The 19081-nt window shown below is 71.1% G+C and carries 20 protein-coding genes; 9 read left to right on the forward strand and 11 right to left on the reverse strand.

The features are described from left to right. Nucleotides 1–120: 120 nt before the first annotated feature. The gene (locus OHA73_RS39725; protein WP_327657610.1) at nt 121–690 is read right to left on the reverse strand and encodes a TetR/AcrR family transcriptional regulator; all 570 of its coding nucleotides are present in this window, start codon (nt 688–690) and stop codon (nt 121–123) included. Nucleotides 691–794: 104 nt separating this feature from the next. Between OHA73_RS39725 and OHA73_RS39730 the strand changes: the two genes are divergently transcribed. From OHA73_RS39730 to OHA73_RS39740, 3 genes are all read left to right on the forward strand, one after another. Beyond that, nucleotides 795–2222 carry an MFS transporter gene (locus OHA73_RS39730; RefSeq protein ID WP_327657611.1) on the forward strand — a complete coding sequence of 476 codons (1428 nt, stop codon included), beginning with the start codon at nt 795–797 and terminating at the stop codon, nt 2220–2222. A 365-nt stretch (nt 2223–2587) separates the two neighbouring features. Continuing rightward, the gene (locus tag OHA73_RS39735) at nt 2588–3070 is read left to right on the forward strand and encodes a DUF5994 family protein (protein ID WP_443063240.1); all 483 of its coding nucleotides are present in this window, start codon (nt 2588–2590) and stop codon (nt 3068–3070) included. Between the two features lie 5 nt (nt 3071–3075). Continuing rightward, the gene (locus OHA73_RS39740; protein WP_266723553.1) at nt 3076–3360 is read left to right on the forward strand and encodes a hypothetical protein; all 285 of its coding nucleotides are present in this window, start codon (nt 3076–3078) and stop codon (nt 3358–3360) included. A 44-nt stretch (nt 3361–3404) separates the two neighbouring features. Here OHA73_RS39740 and OHA73_RS39745 read toward each other — a convergent pair whose 3' ends face one another. From OHA73_RS39745 to OHA73_RS39765, 5 genes are all read right to left on the reverse strand, one after another. Next, nucleotides 3405–4805: an MFS transporter gene (locus OHA73_RS39745; RefSeq protein WP_327657613.1), complete on the reverse strand. Its 1401-nt coding sequence runs from the start codon at nt 4803–4805 to the stop codon at nt 3405–3407. 63 nt (nt 4806–4868) lie between these two features. Continuing rightward, entirely contained in the window at nt 4869–5822 is a 954-nt protein-coding gene (locus tag OHA73_RS39750) for a PDR/VanB family oxidoreductase (protein ID WP_327657614.1), read from the reverse strand. Beyond that, complete coding sequence (locus OHA73_RS39755) at nt 5819–6346, reverse strand: aromatic-ring-hydroxylating dioxygenase subunit beta (protein ID WP_267067902.1); 528 nt, start codon at nt 6344–6346, stop codon at nt 5819–5821. The genes OHA73_RS39750 and OHA73_RS39755 overlap by 4 nt, the downstream gene beginning before the upstream one ends. Continuing rightward, nucleotides 6339–7637, reverse strand: coding sequence for an aromatic ring-hydroxylating oxygenase subunit alpha (locus tag OHA73_RS39760; protein WP_266723559.1), 1299 nt, complete (start codon nt 7635–7637; stop codon nt 6339–6341). Before OHA73_RS39760 ends, OHA73_RS39755 begins: the two co-directional genes overlap by 8 nt. After that, nucleotides 7634–8836: an acyl-CoA dehydrogenase family protein gene (locus OHA73_RS39765; RefSeq protein ID WP_327657615.1), complete on the reverse strand. Its 1203-nt coding sequence runs from the start codon at nt 8834–8836 to the stop codon at nt 7634–7636. Before OHA73_RS39765 ends, OHA73_RS39760 begins: the two co-directional genes overlap by 4 nt. Before the next feature lie 177 nt (nt 8837–9013). On the opposite strand from OHA73_RS39765, the gene OHA73_RS39770 reads away from it, so the two are divergent. Then, nucleotides 9014–9334 (forward strand): hypothetical protein, encoded by a 321-nt coding sequence (locus OHA73_RS39770; protein ID WP_327657616.1) that lies wholly within the window; start codon nt 9014–9016, stop codon nt 9332–9334. Continuing rightward, nucleotides 9331–10596: an amidase gene (locus OHA73_RS39775; protein ID WP_327657617.1), complete on the forward strand. Its 1266-nt coding sequence runs from the start codon at nt 9331–9333 to the stop codon at nt 10594–10596. Before OHA73_RS39770 ends, OHA73_RS39775 begins: the two co-directional genes overlap by 4 nt. 41 nt (nt 10597–10637) lie before the next feature. Here the strand turns inward: OHA73_RS39775 and OHA73_RS39780 are convergent, their stop codons facing one another. Next, nucleotides 10638–11234 (reverse strand): nuclear transport factor 2 family protein, encoded by a 597-nt coding sequence (locus OHA73_RS39780; RefSeq protein ID WP_267067898.1) that lies wholly within the window; start codon nt 11232–11234, stop codon nt 10638–10640. 187 nt (nt 11235–11421) lie between these two features. On the opposite strand from OHA73_RS39780, the gene OHA73_RS39785 reads away from it, so the two are divergent. The 3 genes from OHA73_RS39785 to OHA73_RS39795 all read left to right on the forward strand — a co-directional run bounded on the left by OHA73_RS39785 (nt 11422) and on the right by OHA73_RS39795 (nt 14329). Continuing rightward, a complete protein-coding gene (locus tag OHA73_RS39785) occupies nt 11422–12288 on the forward strand; it encodes an IclR family transcriptional regulator (protein ID WP_327657618.1) in 867 nt (288 codons plus the stop codon). Between the two features lie 86 nt (nt 12289–12374). Further along, nucleotides 12375–13430, forward strand: coding sequence for a maleylacetate reductase (locus OHA73_RS39790; RefSeq protein ID WP_327657619.1), 1056 nt, complete (start codon nt 12375–12377; stop codon nt 13428–13430). Then, on the forward strand, nt 13427–14329 hold the full coding sequence (locus tag OHA73_RS39795) for an intradiol ring-cleavage dioxygenase (protein ID WP_327657620.1): 903 nt from the start codon (nt 13427–13429) through the stop codon (nt 14327–14329). Before OHA73_RS39790 ends, OHA73_RS39795 begins: the two co-directional genes overlap by 4 nt. Nucleotides 14330–14354: 25 nt before the next feature. On the opposite strand, the gene dmpG is transcribed toward OHA73_RS39795, so the two are convergent. The 4 genes from dmpG to OHA73_RS39815 all read right to left on the reverse strand — a co-directional run bounded on the left by dmpG (nt 14355) and on the right by OHA73_RS39815 (nt 18036). Continuing rightward, nucleotides 14355–15395 (reverse strand): 4-hydroxy-2-oxovalerate aldolase, encoded by a 1041-nt coding sequence (gene dmpG, locus OHA73_RS39800; RefSeq protein WP_327657621.1) that lies wholly within the window; start codon nt 15393–15395, stop codon nt 14355–14357. Continuing rightward, nucleotides 15392–16357 (reverse strand): acetaldehyde dehydrogenase (acetylating), encoded by a 966-nt coding sequence (locus OHA73_RS39805; protein ID WP_327657622.1) that lies wholly within the window; start codon nt 16355–16357, stop codon nt 15392–15394. Before OHA73_RS39805 ends, dmpG begins: the two co-directional genes overlap by 4 nt. Before the next feature lie 3 nt (nt 16358–16360). Then, on the reverse strand, nt 16361–17200 hold the full coding sequence (locus OHA73_RS39810; protein ID WP_327657623.1) for a 2-keto-4-pentenoate hydratase: 840 nt from the start codon (nt 17198–17200) through the stop codon (nt 16361–16363). A gap of 71 nt (nt 17201–17271) precedes the next feature. Further along, nucleotides 17272–18036 (reverse strand): IclR family transcriptional regulator, encoded by a 765-nt coding sequence (locus tag OHA73_RS39815; RefSeq protein WP_266723580.1) that lies wholly within the window; start codon nt 18034–18036, stop codon nt 17272–17274. 225 nt (nt 18037–18261) lie between these two features. Here OHA73_RS39815 and OHA73_RS39820 point away from each other — a divergent pair, with 225 nt between their 5' ends. Then, a complete protein-coding gene (locus OHA73_RS39820) occupies nt 18262–19068 on the forward strand; it encodes an SDR family oxidoreductase (RefSeq protein WP_327657624.1) in 807 nt (268 codons plus the stop codon). Nucleotides 19069–19081: the final 13 nt, after the last annotated feature.

Genomic DNA, 19081 nt, shown 5'->3' on the forward strand with positions numbered 1-19081 from the left:
TTGCGGGTGGATTCCGTTCCTGGGGTGGGCTCCGTGAGCTGGGCGATGGGCCGCGTGGTGAGGTCCGTTCTGACGTGAGTGGTCAGGACCGTTCCGGACTGATTCCTGTCAGTCCGTGCGTCAGCGCAGCAGCCGGTCGACCAGGCCGTCCAGGTACTCCGGGGTGAGCGGGCCCGCGCCGAACAGGACGCGGATGTACATCGGGGCCATGACGTGGTCGAGGACGTCCAATGCGTCGAGGGATCGCTCGCCGCGCTCGCACGCCCGGTCGAGCATGGACTGCATCTGACTTGCCCGTTCGCCGAGGAAGTCGTCGCGCAGGCGGAAGCCCTCGGGTCCCGAGCCGGACAGGGCGACGGTCAGGCGGAGTACGGCAAGGCCGTCGGGGCCGGTGATCTCCTGGGCCACCTGGGCCGCGTAGGTACGCAGGTCGCCGGCCAGGTCCCCGGTGTCGGGCATCGGTGACCGCGCGTTGAGGCGGGTCAGCGTCACGTCGGTGAGCAGCTCTTCGAGGCTGCCCCAGCGGCGGTAGACGGTGGTGTCGGCGACTCCCGCGCGGGCCGCGACCTCGCTGACGGTGAATCCGCCGTAACCGCGTTCTCCCACCAGGTCGGTGACGGCCTGATGCACCGCCGCGCCGACGCGGGCGCTGCGTCCGCCGGGCCGCCGGGTGCGCTGTTGCTCGTCCATGCCCCCACCTTAACGCAGTCCGCACTTGCTTTTATGTGGCGGGCTGCTCTATGGTCTCGCTTAATGCAGTCGCTGGCTGCGTTAAGCGAGTGGGAGGGGATTTCATGCTCGTGGTGACCTGTCTGGGGCAGTTCATGGTGCTGCTCGACAACACGATCGTCGGCGCGGCACTGCCCGACATGCAGCACCGCCTGGGTGCCGAACTGACCGGCCTGCAATGGATCGTCGACGCCTACGTCCTGCTGGTCGCCATGCTGTTGCTGTCCGGCGGAGTCTTCGCCGACCGCTTCGGCCGCAAGCGCGTGTACCTGAGCGGTGTCGCGGTGTTCACCGCGGCGTCCGTGCTGTGCAGCGTCGCGCCCTCGGTCGGCTGGCTGGTGGCCGGGCGGGTGCTGCAAGGGATCGGGGCCGCGGCGCTGAGCCCCGCCTCGCTCGCACTCCTGGTGGCCGCGCACCCCGCCCCGAAGGAGCGGGTCAGGGCGATCGGGCTGTGGGCAGGGCTCAGTGGCATCGGCCTGGCCGCCGGGCCCGTGGCCGGAGGCGTCCTTACGCAGGCGTTCGGCTGGCCTGCGATCTTCCTGGTCAACGTGCCCATCGGCGTGGTCCTGCTGGTGGCCGGCCGGCGCGTCCTGAAGGAGTCCCGCACCCCGGAGCCCGGCGCCCTCGACATCCCGGGCACGATCCTGTCCGTCCTCGGGGTCGGCACGCTGTCCTACGCCCTGATCGAAGGCGGCTCGCGCGGCTGGACCTCACCGGTGATCCTCGGTGGCTTCGCCGCGGCGGCCGTCCTCCTGGGCGCGTTCGTGGCCGTGGAACGGCGGCACCCCGCACCGATGCTGCCGCTGGGCCTGTTCCGTCAGCGGCTGTTCACCGTCTCCAACTCCGCGATGATCGTGGTGGGGTTCGCGCTCATGGGCTCGTACTTCTTCTTCTCGCAGTTCTTCGTGTATGTCCAGGGCAGCTCGATCCTGATGGCCGGACTGCAGACCCTGCCCGCCACGCTCGCCATGGTCGTCGTCAGCCCCTTCGCGGGCCGCCTCGCCGCCAGGTACGGCTACCGGTCCGTCGTCACCGGCGGCCTGGCGCTGGCCGGTCTCGGGCTCGTCGCGCTGGGCTGGGTGCACGCCGACACCGGTTACGCGAACGTGTGGTGGCGGCTCGCCATGGTCGGCATCGGCTTCGCCCTGACCATGTCCCCGCTGACCGGCGCCGCCATCCAGGCGGTCGACCCGCAGGAAGGCGGCCTCGCCTCGGGCGTCAGCAGCACCACGCGGCAGATCGGCGCGGTGCTCGGTGTGGCGGTGCTCGGGGCCGTGGTACGCGCCTTTCAGTCCGGTGGGGCCTCCTTCGAGGCGGGTCTCGAAGGCGCCTTCGTCGTGGCCGGAGCCGTCACCCTGGCCGCCGCGGTGTGCACCGGCCTGTGGCTGGTGAGCTCCCGGCCGACGCCTGAGCCCGCGCCCGTACTCGCGCCCGAGCTCGCGCCCGAGCCCGCTCCTGTGTCGCAGCAGCGCCCCGACCTCAGCGCGCGGTGAACCCCGTGAACTGCCTCCAGGTGTCCGCCTGGAGGCAGTTCACGGGGCGGAAGCTCGGCCGATCGGACGCGAAGCTCGGACGGTCGGCCGGCCACCTGCACCACGCAAGCGGAACGGCCTTCGTCGGACCCGTAACCGAACGCACCCGTAGGAGTACGGTGGAGGCACCGAGGGCATTTCGCACTCCGGCAGCCACGCGGGTCTCGTCCTCGGTGATCGGATACATCGGGGCGACCCCCGTGTCGCTCCGGAGACGGGTTCGCATCGTGATCGCGATCATCCCGCCCACCCGCACCACTCCACCCTCATCCTCCCCGCCGTCCGGTGCCCGCGTTGCGCTGAGGTCCCCGACGAGCCGCGGCCTGCTGGACGGCGCCTGGTGGCCCCACTCGCGCGACTTGACCGTCGAGCTTCCCGAACTCGTGGACGTACTCGACCCGTTGTGGGGCCGCATCACGCGTGTCGCCGTCAATCCGATGCTCTGGCCAGTCGTCCCGCGCAAGGTGACCGTCGGTCAGCGGGTGGTGAAGACCGGCTGGTTCACCCCCGAACTCGACCCGCACACACTGCTGTTGCTGTCCTACGGGACTCGCCGCTTCGATCTCCTGGTGATTCCGCCCGAGACGAGTGCCGCCTGCGCTGACCGGCTCATGGTCGCCGCCTGCGCCCCGGACGGTCCTCGGCTGAGCGCCACGGATCTCGTGGCGGCGGAAACCGCGCGCCTTCGTGGCGCCGCCGTGATCGACCGGCCGCAGATCTCGCAGGCTCCGCAGACCTCGCAGGGTTCACGGGAGTACGCGGGCGGCGCGACGTCCACGCACGTCGGCCCCACGGTGGCGGGGAGGTGAGGGGCATGGACGCCATGCTCACCTCGGTCGCCTTCCTGGTGCTGATCGCCATGGGCGTCTATCTGATCCATCGTCTCAACGCCCAGCACGCCGAAAGGATCGCCTTGCGCACCTACCGCCGCTTCCTGCCCGGCCGCCGGAATCCCGGCGAGGGCGCAGACGCCGGAACCCTGCCAGACCAGCCGCCGCCGACCGTCCCGGCCGACCGGCACGACCATCGCGACGGCGGCCGCGGCCGCTTCCGGGCACGCCGCCGCCACGACCGCACCACGCACAAGCAGTCCCACTGAGCCGTACCGCGTCGAGTGTTCCGGTTACGGGACGTCTATTCGGATCACGGGACGTCGGCCGCGTCCGGCGCCTTGGCGGGTGGCGCGGTGGCGGTCTGGTTCGGGTGGAGGCGGCGCAGCGCCCGGGGCGCCGTCTCCGGGAGGGCCGTCAGACACACCAGGGAGAGGACGCAGGTGCCGGCGAGGTAGTAGCCGACGTTCATCGCGTTTCCGGTCGCGGCGATGATCCGGTTCGCGACCAGCGGGGAGATGCCGCCGCCGAGGACCGCCCCGAGGTGGAAGGCGATGCCCATCCCGGACTGCCGCTGGTCACGGGGGAAGAGCTCGGTGAAGAAGGTGTACATCGGGCCGAAGAGCAGCCCGGTCGTCGCGAAGCCGAGCATCAGCGCGGCGGTGAGGGCGCCGATGGAGCCCATTCCGGCGATGGGGAAGATGACCAGCGCCGCGACCAGCGACGCGAGCGCTCCGGTGAACATGACCGGTCGCCGGCCGAACCGGTCCGATGCCCAGGCCCCGAGGACGTTGCTGGCCGCGTGGACCAGCAGGCCGAGGGTGCTGGCGTTGACCACTTCCTGCCGGGGCAGCCCGAGACCGTCCGGTGCGGCCGATGTCGCGTAGGACATCATGAAGGTGACCAGCGCGAACGTGCAGGAGTTCAGGCCGATGTTCACGCCCGCGGCCAGCAGTACGCGCCGCCAGTTGGAGCGGAAGACGTCGGCCACCGGTCGCCGGTCCTTGAGTGTCTCGCCCTCCTCGCGCACCATTTGCTGGAAGACCGGGCTCTCCGCCACACCCCGGCGGATCCAGATGCCGATGACGATGGCGATGCCACCGGCGAGGAAGGGCAGCCGCCAGCCCCATGACTCGACGCTGGAGTCCGGGAGGAAGAGCACGGCGGCGAACGCCAGGTTGGCGAGGATCGTCCCGAACGGCGAGCCGAGCGCGACGAACACGCCGTACCTGGCCCGCTTCTCATCGGGGGCGTGCTCGATGGCCAGGGCGGCAGCGCCGCCGGTCTCGCCGCCGCGGAACAGGCCGTGTGCCATCCGAAGTACGACCAGGAGCAGAGGCGCCGCGACACCGATCTGGGCGTAGGTCGGCAGCACACCCATCAGGACGGTCGCCGCGCCCATGCCGATGAAGGTGAGCAGAAGCGCGAAACGCCGCCCGTACCGGTCGCCGAGCCGGCCGAACCCGGCCGCGCCGAGCGGGGCCATCAGGAAGCCGATCGCGAAGGTCGCGAGCCCGAGGAAGGTGCCGAACCAGGCGTCGTCGGTCTGGAAGAAGGTGTCGGTGAGGACGAGCGTGGTCGCCGTCCCGTAGATGGCGAAGTCGTAGAACTCCAGGGAGGTGCCCACGCCACTGGCCATGGCGATGCGGACGATGCCGGTGCGGGACGGCTCCGGCGCGGTCGGTGTGTCCGCCGCCGATATCTGCTCGGTCATGTGTCTACCTCGGTGCCTGTGAGGGGAGTTTCGGCACGCAGTCGGAGGGTGGTGTGCCGCCGGTCAGTACAGCTCGATACGGAGCCGGTCGGAGCGCGCCCGTGACACGCAGAGGGCGATCTCCGCGCCGGCCGCGTGCTCGGCGGCCGACAGGCAGTGGTCGCGATGGTCGGCGGTGCCTTCCAGGAGGCCGGAGACACACGAGCCGCAGATGCCCTCCTCGCAGGACTTGCCGACCGGGATGCCCGCCTCCTCGAGCACGGAGAGGATCGACCGGTCCGCGGGGACCTCGAACTCCTCGCCGGTGTCGAGCTCCACCGTGAACGGCGTGTTGTCCGAGGCGTCGACCGGCTCCGCCGAGAAGTGCTCGACATGGACCTGCGCCTCGCCCACGACCGGCGCGAAGACGGCGGTGACCTGATCCATGAAGCCGACCGGGCCGCAGGTGTAGACATGGCTGGCAGTGCTCAGTGGGGCGGTCAACGGGCCCAGGATGTCCGGGTGTTCGGACCGCGGTCGGCCGATGTGCAGAGTGACCCGGTCGCGGAACTCGGCGCGGCGCTCCAGCAGGTCGCCGAAGGCGAGCTCGGCTCGGGAGCGTACGAAGTAGTGCAGCGCGAAGTCGGCGCCGCGGCGGTGGAGTTCGTAGGCCATGCTCAGCAGTGGCGTGACGCCGATGCCGCCGGCCACCAGCAGATGCCGGTCGGCCGCGTCCGCGATGCCCAGCAGGTTCCGTGGCGGTCCGATCGTCAACTCGTCGCCGACCGCCGTCCGGTGGAGCGCGGCCGAGCCGCCCCGGGACTCCGCCTCCCGCTTCACCGCGATGAGGACGGACGAGCGGTCGGCCGGGTCACCCGCCAGCGAGTACTGGCGCATGACCCCGGTCGGACCTGTCACGTCGACGTGCGCGCCGGCGGCGAAGGGGCCGAACGCGGCGCCGTCGGCCCTGCGCAGCCGCAGGGAGCGGACCGCCGCGCTCTCCTCCACGATCTCGGAGACCTGGACGGCGACGCTCACAGCAGGAACCCCGCGGCGGGCACGGCGTCCTCGGCGTCCACAAGGCGGATCACCTTGCGCACGATCCGGTCCTCCGACCGGTCCGCACCGAACCGGACTGTGAACTCGACGTCACCGGCCCACAGTTGGTGGCGACCCCGCTTGTAGGCGACGAGGACCTGGGCGGCGCGCAACGACACCGATCCGTCGGTGGTCTCCACGGGCACGAACCGCGACACGGTACGCACGGTCCTGGCCGAGTCGACCGCCGCGATGGCGTATCCCTCGGTGAGGCGCGCCACGCGCATGGCCCGCATCCGGGCGTCGTCGTAGACCATGTTCAGCTGGTCGTCGAAGTCCTCGGTGGTGGGATCGAGCGGGATGACGTAGATGCCGTCCTCTGCGTAGAGCTCGTTCCAGGCCCGGTACTCCTTGCGGTCGAGCAAGTCGGCCTCGTGCCAGAGGAGTTCGATGGCCCGCACGACGCGCGGGTCGGAGAGGGTGGCCCCGGGGGCGTCGGTGATCGTGGTGGCGGTGTCAGCCATTGCTCATCATCTTCTTCCACATCCGGTACGCGGCCCGCATACCGGTCTCGTCGGTGCTGTGCGAGGTGGCCCAGCCCTCGGGGGCGTCGGCCTCGCGCTTCAGGCCGCGGTTCACCATGATCGGCATCTCCGGGCAGGCCTGGGCGCCGCGCTGCACGCGGTCCCAGCCCTCGGCGTCGTCGGGGGTGCCGAAACCGAAGGGGCCCTGGAAGTGCTCGTGGATGCGCAGGCGTTCGCGGCGGATCGGGCCCGCGATCTCCTCGGGGGCGTCCACGCCGAGCGCCACGTGCTCGATGATCGTCTCGTCGACGCTGACCGGACGCAGCACCCGGAAGAACGCCGAGGACAGGCCGACGTTGGGGAACAGGTTCAGGTTCGATCCGGTGCCGTGCATCGCGCGCACCAGCTTGCGGATCTGCGCATCGTCGGCCCCGCCCTCCCTCAACTCGGCGACCAGGCCGTCGAATCGGGGCTGCAGGGGCTCGCTGCCGTCATCGGCGTCGAGGTCGATGTGTGCCGGCACCATGTGCATCACGCTGTGCCCGTTGCCGAGGTCGTGGCAGGTGGAGGCCGGGTCGGTCATGAAGCTCAGCATGTCGGCCGTCTCGCCGTCCACCGAGCTCATCCAGGAGCGGTGCACGATCGGGAAGTGGTAGCCGTCGGTGGTGTTCTCCAACTGGATCTTCCAGTTGCCCCGGAACCTGAAGCGGTGGGTGCCGAGCACCTTGAGCGGATAGCCGCCGCCCTGCTTGAAGAACCGGTCGGCCCACAGCCGCACATCGCCGAGGAACTCCTCCAGCGGCTCCGCGTCCTGGTCGAAGGTGGCGAAGATCAGGCCGCGGTAGCTCTCGGTGCGCAGCTTGTGCAGGCCCATCTCGTCCTTGCTCATCACCCCCTCGTAGCCATCGGGATACGGGATGCCGCGCAGCCGCCCGTCCAGGCCGTACGACCAGGCGTGGTACGGGCAGGTGAAGCCGTTGGCCTCGCCGCGCGGCTTCTCGCACAGGCTGGCGCCGCGGTGCCGGCAGCGGTTGACGAGGGTGTGGATGGCGCCTTTGCGGTCCCGGGTGACGATCACCGAATTGCGGCCCACGTACGTGGACTTGAAGCTGCCCGGCTTGGGCAGCTCGCTCTCGTGCGCCACCCAGATCCAGGTCTTCTCGAAGATCTGCGTCATCTCGCGCTCGAAGATCTCCGGGTCGGTGTAGACCCGTGCGGCGACACGGTCCTCCTGTACGAGATCGGACGGTTCCAGCTGATGGATGGTGGCCGGGGTGAAATCGATGGTCATGCTGTCTTCTCCTCGGTGTTGCTGCTCCTGGGGCGGTCCGGGTCGTTACGTGGGTGTGTGGGGCCCAGGAAGCCGGGGGTGGTCGGGTCGAGGCCCAGCAGGACGGCCCCGGCGTCGTCGTAGATGTGCTGGCTGAGCGAGGCGTGCAACTGGGGGACCTGCGCGTCGAGGCGGATCCGGTTCAGAGGGTGCGAGTTCTGGATGATCGCCGCCCCGGACACCTTGGACAGGTCGTGGACGACCTGGGCAGCGGTGTCGGCGATATGGACGGCGCTGAGCCGGATGCGCGCGATCTGATCGGCACTCGCCGCCTCCCCCGCGCTGACGGTCTCCCACACCTCCTCCGCGACGTCCAGGAAGTAGCGGCGTGCCGACTGCAGCGCCACGTAGGCCCGCGCGAACTCCGTGCGGTAGTACGCTCGTTCGCCGATCGGCGGAGCGCCCGTGATGCCCCGGTAGGAGCCCGATTGCTGCGCGTAATCAAGGGCGCCCAGGGCCACGCCGAGTCCGATGGCCGCATGGCACTGCGCCTGGTACGCCAACAGGGGGTAGCGGAAGAGGGGTTCGTCGATCTGTGAGGCGCCGCCGCGGATGTAGGTCCACTCCAGCGGGATCTCGACGTCCTCGAGCACCGTGTCGAAGGAGCCCGAGGCGCGCATCCCGCTCACGTCCCAGTCCTGGACGATGGCCACCTGATCGGCAGGGAGGAGAGCCGCACGCGGCTGCCCGCCCGCAGACTCGTCCAACAGGCCTACGTTGATGTAGTCGGCGGCCATGCATCCGCTGGCGAACTTCCACCGGCCGCTCACCCGGAAACCGTCCGCGGTCCGCTCGGCCTTCTGCATCGGGAAGAGGCCACCGGCCACGACGACGTCCGGGCCGTCGCGGTAGATCTCCTTCTGCGTCTCCACGGGGAGCGCGCCGAGGTAGGTGTTGGCGGAGGCGAAGCCCACCACCCAGGCGGTGGACCCGTCGACGCGGCCCACCTCCTCGACGAGCCTGAGGAACCGATGGGGCGGCAGCACACTTCCCCCGAACCGGATCGGGGTGGCGTGCCGGTACACACCGAACGGCATGAACTTCTCGATGAAGTCACGGGGGACGTACCCCTGGGCGTTGAACTCCGCCCGTCGCTCGCGGAGTTCCGAAAGCACCGCCTGCCACTTCGTGCCCGCTATGGGCTCGGGGGCGTCACCCATGTCGGCTCCTTCCGGCCGGTTCAGGGCCCCACGCTGGTTCGAGGCCCAACGGGATGCTCAGCCATCGAGTGGGCCGATGCGACGGGTCGGACCGGTGAGTGGACCGACCCGGCGGAAGTGGCAGGGCGATGTGGTCGGATCCAGAGGCGGAGCATGGAAAAGGAGGAGTGGCTGAGCATGAATGAGAACGAGCCGGTCGACCGCGCCCCGCGGATGACCCTCACCTGCTACAACGACAACCACGGCTACGGCTGGAAACACGTCGACCTGTTCGTCCACGACGCGGCGGGCCGTGAACTCGGCTGGGTGCACTGGGGTGTTCCCCAGGACGGCCCGGACGCGGCGGACGCGGAGACCGCGGCGGTCGAACCCGATCTGCGGCGCACCTCCGACTGGCGGCACGGTGTGAGCGCAGGTGGCGTGGACTTCTGGGAGGCGGATGCGCAGTGGGCGGCCGAGGGCCGGCGGGCGGCCGACGCGCAGGGGAGGGCACAGTGAGCGACAGCAGCGTCCGACAGCCCTGGTCCCTGAGTGAACTCGTCGCCGATCTGAGGTCCGGGCGGACCACGCCCGAGGCGGCCCTGCGGCGCAGCCGCGACCGTATCGCGGGGACCGAGGAGCGGGTACGTGCCTGGGTGGCCTTCGATGACAGCGCCGCGGACAGCCTCGCGGCCGTACGTACCGGGGCTCTGGGCGGCGTCCCGATGGGCGTCAAGGACATCATCGACCTGGGCGGGCTGCCCACCCGCTGCGGATCGGTGCTGCGGGCCGACGCCGGCCCCGCCGAGCGGGACGCCCCTGTCGTGGAGGCCTGGCGAGCGGCCGGGGCGATCCCCGTCGGCAAGACCGTGACCACGGAGTTCGCCTTCTTCGCACCCGGCCCGACCCGCAACCCCGCCAACCTGCGGCACACGCCCGGCGGTTCCTCCAGTGGCTCGGCCGCGGCGGTCGCCTCCGGGCAGGTCCCGCTGGCGATCGGCTCCCAGACCGCGGGGTCGGTGACCCGGCCGGCCGCGTACTGCGGTGTCGCCTCGCTCGTCCTGCGCCACGGGCACCTGTCCACCGACGGCGTCGCCGGCCTCAGCCCCAGCCTCGACGCCCACGGTGTGTACGCGGCGGGCGCCGCCGATGTCTCCCTCGCCTGGGCGGCCCTCACCGGCGAGCCGGACCCGGCCCGCGACGCACACACCACCCCACGGATCGCGCTCTGGAACGCGGCCCCCTTGGCAACCGTGTCCGACGAAATGGGTGCGGCGCTTGCCTCCGCCGAGGCCCGACTCACCGACCGTGGCGCGACGATCGATGTCTTCCCCCTGGAGGCACTGATCGCCGAAGTGACCACGGCGCACCCGGTGGTGATGGCCTACGAGGCGGCGCGCGAACGCTCCGCCGAGCTGGAGCGGGCCGATCAACTCAGCGCACCCCTGGCCGGGCTTCTCCGAACCGGTGCGGCCACCTCGGAATCCGACTACCGCGCCGCGTGCCGACTGGTCGCCGCGGCACGCACCGAACTCGGCGCGCTCCTCACCCAGTACGACGCGGTACTCGGCCCTGCCGCGCCCGGGGCGGCTCCGCAGGGGCTCGACGCCACCGGCGATCCGGTGCTCAGCCGCCCGTGGCAGGCCCTCGGTCTGCCCACGGTGGCCGTGCCGGGGCTGCGCAACGCGGCAGGGCTGCCGCTCGGACTCCAGGTGATCGCGGGATCCGAGGCGGCAGCCCTGCGTGCTGCGGTCTGGGTGGAGCGAAGCCTCAACGGGTGAGGAAATCCCGGCCCGTTGAGGAGAGGAACGGGGAGAGTTGCTCAGGCGCCGGCAGCGTGCTCATTCGTGTGGTTCGTCCCCGGCGCCTTGAGCAGCACGGACCGCTTCGGATAGCTGCCGACGAAGAAGTCGGGAAGGTCGGCGATGGCGACGTTCTCGGTCCGGGTCCGGGTGATCTTCCATACGCCGTCGATCCTGCGGAACGCGTTGTTGAGCCGGCTGGCGCGGATCAGGGACTTGCCGTCCTCGAAGAGCCAGGGCTGGAAGTGGATCCACTGGCCGTCGGCCTCGTCCCCGTACACATGGATCTGCTCCGAGGTGAGCCAGTGGGCGTTCAGGAGCAGCTTCGGGTCCTGGTCCTGCGGCCAGAAGCGGTTGAAGTGCGCGCGGATCGCCTCCTTGCCCTCGGCCCGGCCGAACTGGCTGTCGTAGTACTCGCCGACGCCCTCCCAGATGGCGTCGTCGGAGTAGAGGTCGAGGATCAGCTCGATGCGCTGCTCGTCGCTGTCGACCCCGTACTCCGGGCACGGTGTGTCGCACAGGAACATGTAACGGGCCTGAATACGGCGGATGTCGGCCTCGCCCTCGAGGACCTCGATGCGCTTGACCAGGGTGTCGATGGTGTCTTGGCTACTCATGTCGGCAGCCTCGCCGCCGCGCGTCCCGGAAGGAACCGCTCGGTCCACTGGGCGGATCGGCGCCGCGTAACCGGCCGTCATCGGGTCGTCACAGGGGTGCGTGTTCGCGGCCGAAGGGGGGTTGCCAAGAGGTTCACGAAGTTTGAACAATCACCTTTGGTCATTGGTATCGGCGAGGGGAAGCGGTATGCGCGCGAGCGCCCAGGCAGAACTCGACACCGCGGAGCAGGCCGCCCCGGTGGTCGGGCCCGGGGCCCCCGAACCGCACATGAGCTCCGTGCTCGGCAAGGCGCACCTGGTGCTCGGAGTCTTCTCCTCCGGCTCGACCTGCCTCGGTCTGAGCGAACTCAGCCGCCGCTCAGGCGTGCCCAAGGCGACCGTGCACCGGATCGGCACCGAGCTCGTCCAACTCGGCTATCTCAGCCGCACGCCGGACGGGTACCAGCTCGGCTGGCGCATCTTCGAGCTGGGCCGACTGGTCCCCGGACCGGCCCATCTGCGGGCGGTCGCGCGCCCGGCGATGCTGGATCTGCGGGCCGCGACCCAGGCCGTGGTCCACCTGGCCGTGCCGCACGGCACCGACTGCTGCTACCTGGAACGCCTCGGCGGCCGCCGGGAGGCAGCCGTCGTCGCGGCCGTCGGTTCGAACGTGTCCCGGCCGCTCACCGTCTCCGGGCGGGTCCTCCTGGCCTACAGCGACGACCAGGAGGACGTGATCGCGGAGCTAGAGGCGCAGCGCGCCGACGGATCCCCGTCCTCCGACCGGCTCGACCCGGCGGCGCTGCGCGCCGAGCTGGCCCAGATCCGCGCCCGCCGATGGGCCCAGGAGCGGGAGTCGTGCATGCACGGCTACAAAAGCTTCGCCGTGCCGATCATGTACTTCGGGGGTGACCGGATCATCGGCACGATCGCCGCGACGGTCCCGGCCGACCGCCGCGACGACCAGCAGCTGATCCACGCACTGTTGGCGACGGCGGCCGACATCGGCCGAGGCCTGTACCGACAGAACTCCTCCCATACGGGCCCCGGACCGCGGGTCGGCATGGCGGGCTGAGGGGGGCGACGGGTGATGGAGTCCGTCGGTCCGGCCACCGGACTGCCTCACTGCTCCGCACCCTCGGCCCAGGCAGTATGGGCGGAATGAAGTTCGCACACGAAACCCCCGCGCAGCGCGCCGTGTTCGCGCCGGGGGAGGCCGTCCGCACCGTCGTCGACGAAGTGGCCCGGCTCGGATCGGGACGCGTCCTGATCGTCGGCGGCCCCTCCGCCAGGGCCCTGACCACGGAGCTCTCCGAGCACCTGACCGGGGCGCGGGTCCACGACGAGGTGGTCGAGCACGTCCCGGTCGAGGCCGCCGAGCGGGCCCGCGCGGTCGCGCACGAGCACGCCGCCGACGCGTTGGTGTGTGTCGGAGGAGGCTCGGCGACCGGCCTCGCCAAGGCCGTCGCCCTCACCACCAAACTGCCGATCGTCGCCGTCCCCACCACCTACGCCGGCTCGGAGGCGACCAACGTCTGGGGGCTGACCCGGGACGGCGTCAAGACCACCGGCGTGGACGCCGCGGTGCTCCCGGCCACCGTCGTCTACGACGCCTCGCTCCTGCTCACCCTCCCCGGCGCACTCGCGGTCGCCAGCGGCCTCAACGCCCTCGCACACTGCGTCGACGCGATGTGGGGGCCGCGCGCCGACCCCATCGACCGCGCCATGGCACAAGAGGCGGCCCGCGCGCTGAGCGCCGGTCTGCCCGAAGTCGGCGCGCACCCCGACCGGTTGGCCGGGCACGAGCAGATGCTCTACGGCGCCTACCTTGCCGCCGTCGTCTTCGCCTCCGCAGGATCCGGCCTGCACCACAAGATCTGCCATGTGCTGGGCGGCCGTTTCGACCTCCCGCACGCGCAGACCCACGCCGCCGTTCTGCCGCACGTCCTGGCCCTCAACGCGCCCCACGCCCCCGAGGCCGAGCGCAGGGTCGCCGCAGCACTCGACGCACCCACCGCCACCGAGGGCCTCGCCGCCCTCTACGCCCGCCTGGACGCGCCCACTTCGCTCAAGGAACTGGGCATGCCGGAGAGCGGCATCGCCGAAGCCGTGGCCCCCGTCCTCGCCGCCGTGCCGGAAGGCAACCCCGCCCCCGTGACCCGGGACCGGCTCAGCGCACTGCTGCGGGCGGCCTGGGAAGGAGACATCCCGCGATGACCACCCACCCGACACGGACGGCACCCGGACCCGAACAGCAGAGCCGCGAGGCAGAACTCACCGACCGCGTCACGGCCTCCTTCGACAACTGCCCGGACCCCCGGCTGCGGCAGCTGATGAGCGGCCTCGTGCGTCATCTGCACGCCTACGTCCGAGAGGTCCGGCTCACGGAGGAGGAGTGGAACCGGGCCATCGACTTCCTCACCCGCTGCGGCGACATCACCGACGACCGCCGCCAGGAGTTCATCCTCCTGTCCGACGTCCTCGGCGCGTCCATGCAGACCGTCACCGTCAACAACGAGGCGCACGGCGACGCCACCGAGGCCACCGTCTTCGGCCCCTTCTTCGTGGAGGACTCGCCCGCCGTACCGCTCGGCGGCGACATCTCCGCCGGTGCGCCCGGGGAACCCTGCTGGGTCGAGGGGACGGTCATCGACACGGCCGGCACACCACTGGCGGGGGCCCGGATCGAGGTGTGGGAGGCGGACGAGACCGGCCACTACGACGTCCAGTACGACGACCACCGGACCGCCGCGCGAGGCCACCTGGTCACCGACTCCCAGGGGCGGTTCCGCTTCTGGGCGGTGACCCCGACGCCGTATCCGATCCCGCACGACGGCCCGGTGGGGGAGTTGCTGGAGTCGGTGGGCCGCTCCCCGATGCGCGCCTCGCACCTGCACTTCAAGGTGACGCACGAGGACTGCCGCACGCTGGTGACCCACATCTTCGTGCGGGGCGACGAACTCCTCGACTCCGACGCGGTGTTCGGCGTCCGGGACTCCCTGGTGAAGGACTTCGAGCAGCACCCCGCCGACGCCCCCACACCGGATGGCCGGACCGTCCAGGGACCCTGGACGCGGGCACGCTTCGACATCGTCCTCGCGCCCGCGAAGGCCTGAAGGGCGGCTCGTCCCGTACGTGGTGTCAGCTCGCCTGTGCGAGTCCCAGCGCCACGTCGACGATCATGTCCTCCTGACCGCCGACCAGGCCGCGCTTGCCGACCTCGACGAGGATCGTGCGGACGTCGATGCCGTAGCGCTCGGCGGCCGCCTCCGCGTGGCGCAGGAAGGAGCCGTAGACCCCGGCGTAGCCGAGCGTGAGGGTCTCGCGGTCGACGCGGACCGGGCGGTCCTGGAGCGGGCGCACCAGGTCCTCGGCCGCGTCCTGGAGGGCGAACAGGTCGCAACCGTGCTTCCAGTCGTTGAGGTCGGCCACCGCGATGAACGCCTCGATGGGGCAGTTGCCCGCGCCCGCGCCCTGGCCGGCGAGCGAGGCGTCGACGCGGGTCACGCCCTCCTCCACCGCGGTCATGGAGTTGGCCACGGAGAGCGAGAGGTTCTCGTGGGCGTGGATGCCGAGTTCGGTGGCCGGGTCGAGGACGTCGCGGTAGGCGCGCATCCGCTCGCGGACGCCGTCCATCATGAGGCGGCCGCCGGAGTCGGTGACGTAGACGCAGTGGGCGCCGTAGGACTCCATGAGCTTGGCCTGCCCGGCCAGCGTCTTGGCATCGGCCATGTGGCTCATCATCAGGAAGCCGGAGACGTCCATGCCCAACTCGCGTGCCGTGGCGATGTGTTGGGCCGAGACGTCGGCCTCGGTGCAGTGCGTGGCCACCCGCACCGAGCGGACCCCGAGCGCATACGCCCGCTTGAGTTCCTCGATGGTGCCGATGCCGGGCAGCAGGAGGGTGGTGAGGCGGGCGTTGGTGATGTGCGCGGCCGCGGTCTCGATCCACTCCCAGTCGGTGTGGCTGCCGGGGCCGTAGTTGAGGGATCCTCCGGCGAGGCCGTCGCCGTGGGACACCTCGATCCCGTCGACACCGGCCGCGTCGAGGGCGCCCACGATCCTCCCGAGCTGCTCCGGCGCGATGCGGTGCCGGATGGCGTGCATGCCGTCGCGCAGGGTGACGTCCTGGATGAACAGCTTGGTGTCATGTGTGGCGGTGTGTGCGGCGGTGGCACTCATGCGTCGGCTCCCTGGAGGTCGGTGGCGCGGGGGAGTTGGGTGGCGCGGGCGGCCATGGCCTCGGCCATCCGCAGGGCCGCGCTGGTCATGATGTCGAGGTTCCCCGCGTACGCCGGAAGGTAGTGGGCGGCCCCCTCGACCTCGAGGAAGACGGACACCTGGTGGGTGACCGGGGCCGTGGTGAGGGTGTGCACCGGCTGGTCGGCGGGGACCGGCGTGATCTGCACCTGCTGCTTGAGGCGGTAGCCCGGAACGTACGTGGACACCTCGTCGACCCGCTTGGCGACGGCTGCGCGGATGGCGTCGTGGGAGGCCTCGTCGGGCGCGTTCACCAGCGCGAGCACGGTGTCCCGCATGATCAGCGGCGGCTCCGCCGGGTTGAGGACGATGACGGCCTTGCCGCGGTCCGCGCCGCCGACGGTCTGGATCGCGTGGCTGGTCGTCTCGGTGAACTCGTCGATGTTCGCGCGGGTGCCGGGCCCCGCGCTCTTCGACGCGATCGAGGCGACGATCTCCGCGTACGGGACCGGTGCTACGGAGGACACGGCGGCGACGATCGGGATGGTGGCCTGGCCGCCGCACGTCACCATGTTCACGTTGTCCGCGGCGACGTGGTCGTCGAGATTGACCGCCGGGATCACCATCGGGCCGATGGCGGCGGGCGTCAGGTCGACGAGCTGCTTGCCGTACGGGGCGAGCGCCTGGGCGTTCGCGACGTGCGCCTTCGCGGACGTCGCGTCGAAGACGATGCGGATGTCCTCGAAGCCGTCCATCGCGATCAGGCCCTGGACGCCCTCGGCGGTGACCGGGACGCCGAGCCGCTCGGCGCGGGCGAGTCCGTCGGAGGCGGGGTCGATGCCGACCATCGCGCCCATTTCGAGGGTGTCCGAGAGGCGGAGCACCTTGATCATCAGGTCGGTGCCGATATTGCCCGAGCCGATGACGGCGACCTTGGTCTTCATGCTTCAGGCTCCTTCGTGGCCGGGGGCGGTGGCGTGGAAGCGGACGGAGACCGAGCCGAGTCCGCTGATGTCGGCGGTGAACACGTCGCCGGCCGCGGCGGGCACCATCGGTCCGAGCGCGCCGGACAGCACGACCTGGCCCGCGCGCAGGGGGTCGCCGACGTCGCGCGCGGTCCGGGCGAGCCAGCCGAGTGCGGTGAGCGGATCGCCCAGGCAGGCCGCGCCGTTGCCGGTGGACACCGTCTCCTCGTGCCGCTTCATCGTCATGTCCGCCTCGACGGGCTCGAACTCGGTGAGCGGCTTGGCCGGGCCCCCGATGACGTACAGCGCGGAGGAGCCGTTGTCGGCGACGGTGTCACCGAAGGTGATGTCCCAGTCGGCGATCCGGCTGTCCACGATCTCCAGAGCGGGGACCGCGTGCGCCACGGCGGCGCGGATCTGCGCGTCGTCGAGGGGGCCGTCGGCGAGGTCCGCGCCCAGGACGAACGCGATCTCCGCCTCGACCTTGGGCTGGAGCAGCCCGCCGACCGGCACGGAGGCCCCGTCCTCGACACTCATGTCGGCGAACAGCACCCCGAAGTCCGGTTGATCCACGCCCAGTTGCCGCTGCACGGCGGGCGAGGTGAGGCCGATCTTGCGGCCGGTGACGCGGCCGCCCGCTTCGAGGCGGTGTGCGGTGAGCAGCTCCTGGACGGCGTAGGCCGCCTTCACGTCGTCGCTGCCGATCAGGTCGCGCACCGGGGGACAGGGCACGTGGTCGGCGGCGGCGCGCAGCAGCCGCCGCGCCGCCTGTGCGACGGCGTCGTTGCCCGGGGAGGTGTCGCCGGGGGAGATCTCGTTCATGCCCCCAGCTTGGACAAGAGGGGCGCCCAGGGCCCAGGATTGAGTTCCGTCTGGCGGAACTCGTTCGTGGTTCAGTGCTTGCGCAGTTCCTCGCGGCGGCCGAGCGTCGCCGAGATTCCGGCCGCGGCCGCGCGCACGCTGTTGGCGTGCCGGGCGGGCTGGAACCGGTGCACCGGTCCGGTGACACTGACCGCCGCCACGATCTCGTCCGCCGGCCCGAAGATCCCGGCCGCGACACACACGATGCCGACCGCCGACTCCTCGTATTCGAAGGCGACACCCTTCGTGACGACGTCGGACAACTGCCGTGTCAGTACGTCGACGTTGGTGATGGTCCGGGGTGCCTTGCGCTCCAACGGCCCGCGCAGCGTGGCCTCGCGCACCTCGGCCGGGGAGTGGGCCAGCAGCACCTTCCCGATCGCCGTCGCGTGCAGCGGCATCCGGCCGCCGAGCCGGGAGGGCGAGTCGGCCTGCTGGTGGCCGCCCATCTTGGCGACGTAGACGACCTCGGTGCCCTCGCGCGTCCCCAGATGGACAAGTTCATGGGTGCGTACGAAGAGGTCCTCCAGGAAGGGGGTGGCCACTTCGAGCAGCCCGCGCTCGACCGACGCGCGCATCCCCAGCTCGAAGACGAGCCCGGACAGGCGATAGCGCCCCTGGACGCGGTCGAGGAGCCGGGCCGCCACGAGATCGCCGAGGACCCGGTGCAGGGTGCTCTTGGCGAAGTCCGTACGCCGCTGCAGCTCGGCGAACCCGAGGGTGGTGTCCTCGACGGTGAAGGCCTGCAGCACGGTGAGGGCCTTGGCCAGGACGCCGCTGGGCGCGTCGTCGCTCAAGGTGCCTTCCTCCTTCCCCGGTCCGGTCTCCGGTTGTCTCGGGCTGCCGTCCGGCCGCCTGTGTGTCCGGCTCCCACCTGGTGGTGGCCCGTCAGCTCAATCTACGTGTGGGCGGGGCGGAAGGTGTGTGAGCGGCTCGATCATGGGCGCCGCGCCTGAGACCATGGCCGACGCCCCGGCCCGCCCCCGTCCACGTACGCACCGAACCATCAAGAGGAGACCGACATGGGAACCATCGCCGTCACCGGAGCCGCCTCCGGTATAGGTGCCGCCATCGCCGCCCGGCTCTCCGAACAGGGGCACCGTGTCATCGGCGTCGACCTGCGCGGCACCGATGTGGCGGCCGACCTCGGCACCGCGGAGGGGCGGAGCGCCGCGGCGGCCGAGGTCACCGGGCTCGCCGACGGACGGCTCGACGGATTCGTGCCGTTCGCCGGGATCTCCGGCGGCGCGGACCGGCCGGCGAGCCTGCTGGTCTCCGTCAACTACTACGGCGCCATTGGCCTGTTGGAAGAACTGCGCCCGGCCCTGGCGGCCGCGGGCGAGTCCTCCGTCGTCCTCGCCTCGTCCAACTCCACGACCACGCAGCCCGGTTGGAATCCGCGGCTCGCCGAGGCGTGCCTCGCGGGCGACGAAGAGGCGGCGCGCGCCCTCGCCGACTCCCTGGCCGACCAGGGCGGCGTGCTCACGTACCCGGCCACCAAGGCCGCGATCGCCCACTACACCCGTACCCGTGCGGCGGACTACATCGCGGACGGCATCCGCCTCAACGCCATCGCGCCGGGGTTCATCGACACCCCGATGACCCGGGCCGGCCGCAAGGACCCGCGGATCGCGGCAGGCATCGAGGCGTTCCTGAAGGCCGTCCCGGCGGGGCGGGCGGGCAGCCCGGAGGAGGTCGCGGAGCTCGTGCTCTTCCTGCTGTCCCCCAAGTCCGCTTACTGCGTCGGTACGTTGATGTTCTGCGACGGCGGCCTCGACGCGCAACTGCGGGGGCTGGACTGGCCGAAGGTGCGGACGCCGGAGGGGTGAGGAGACCCCGGCC

This window comes from Streptomyces sp. NBC_00483 (genome assembly GCF_036013745.1).
Classification (GTDB): Bacteria; Actinomycetota; Actinomycetes; order Streptomycetales; family Streptomycetaceae; genus Streptomyces.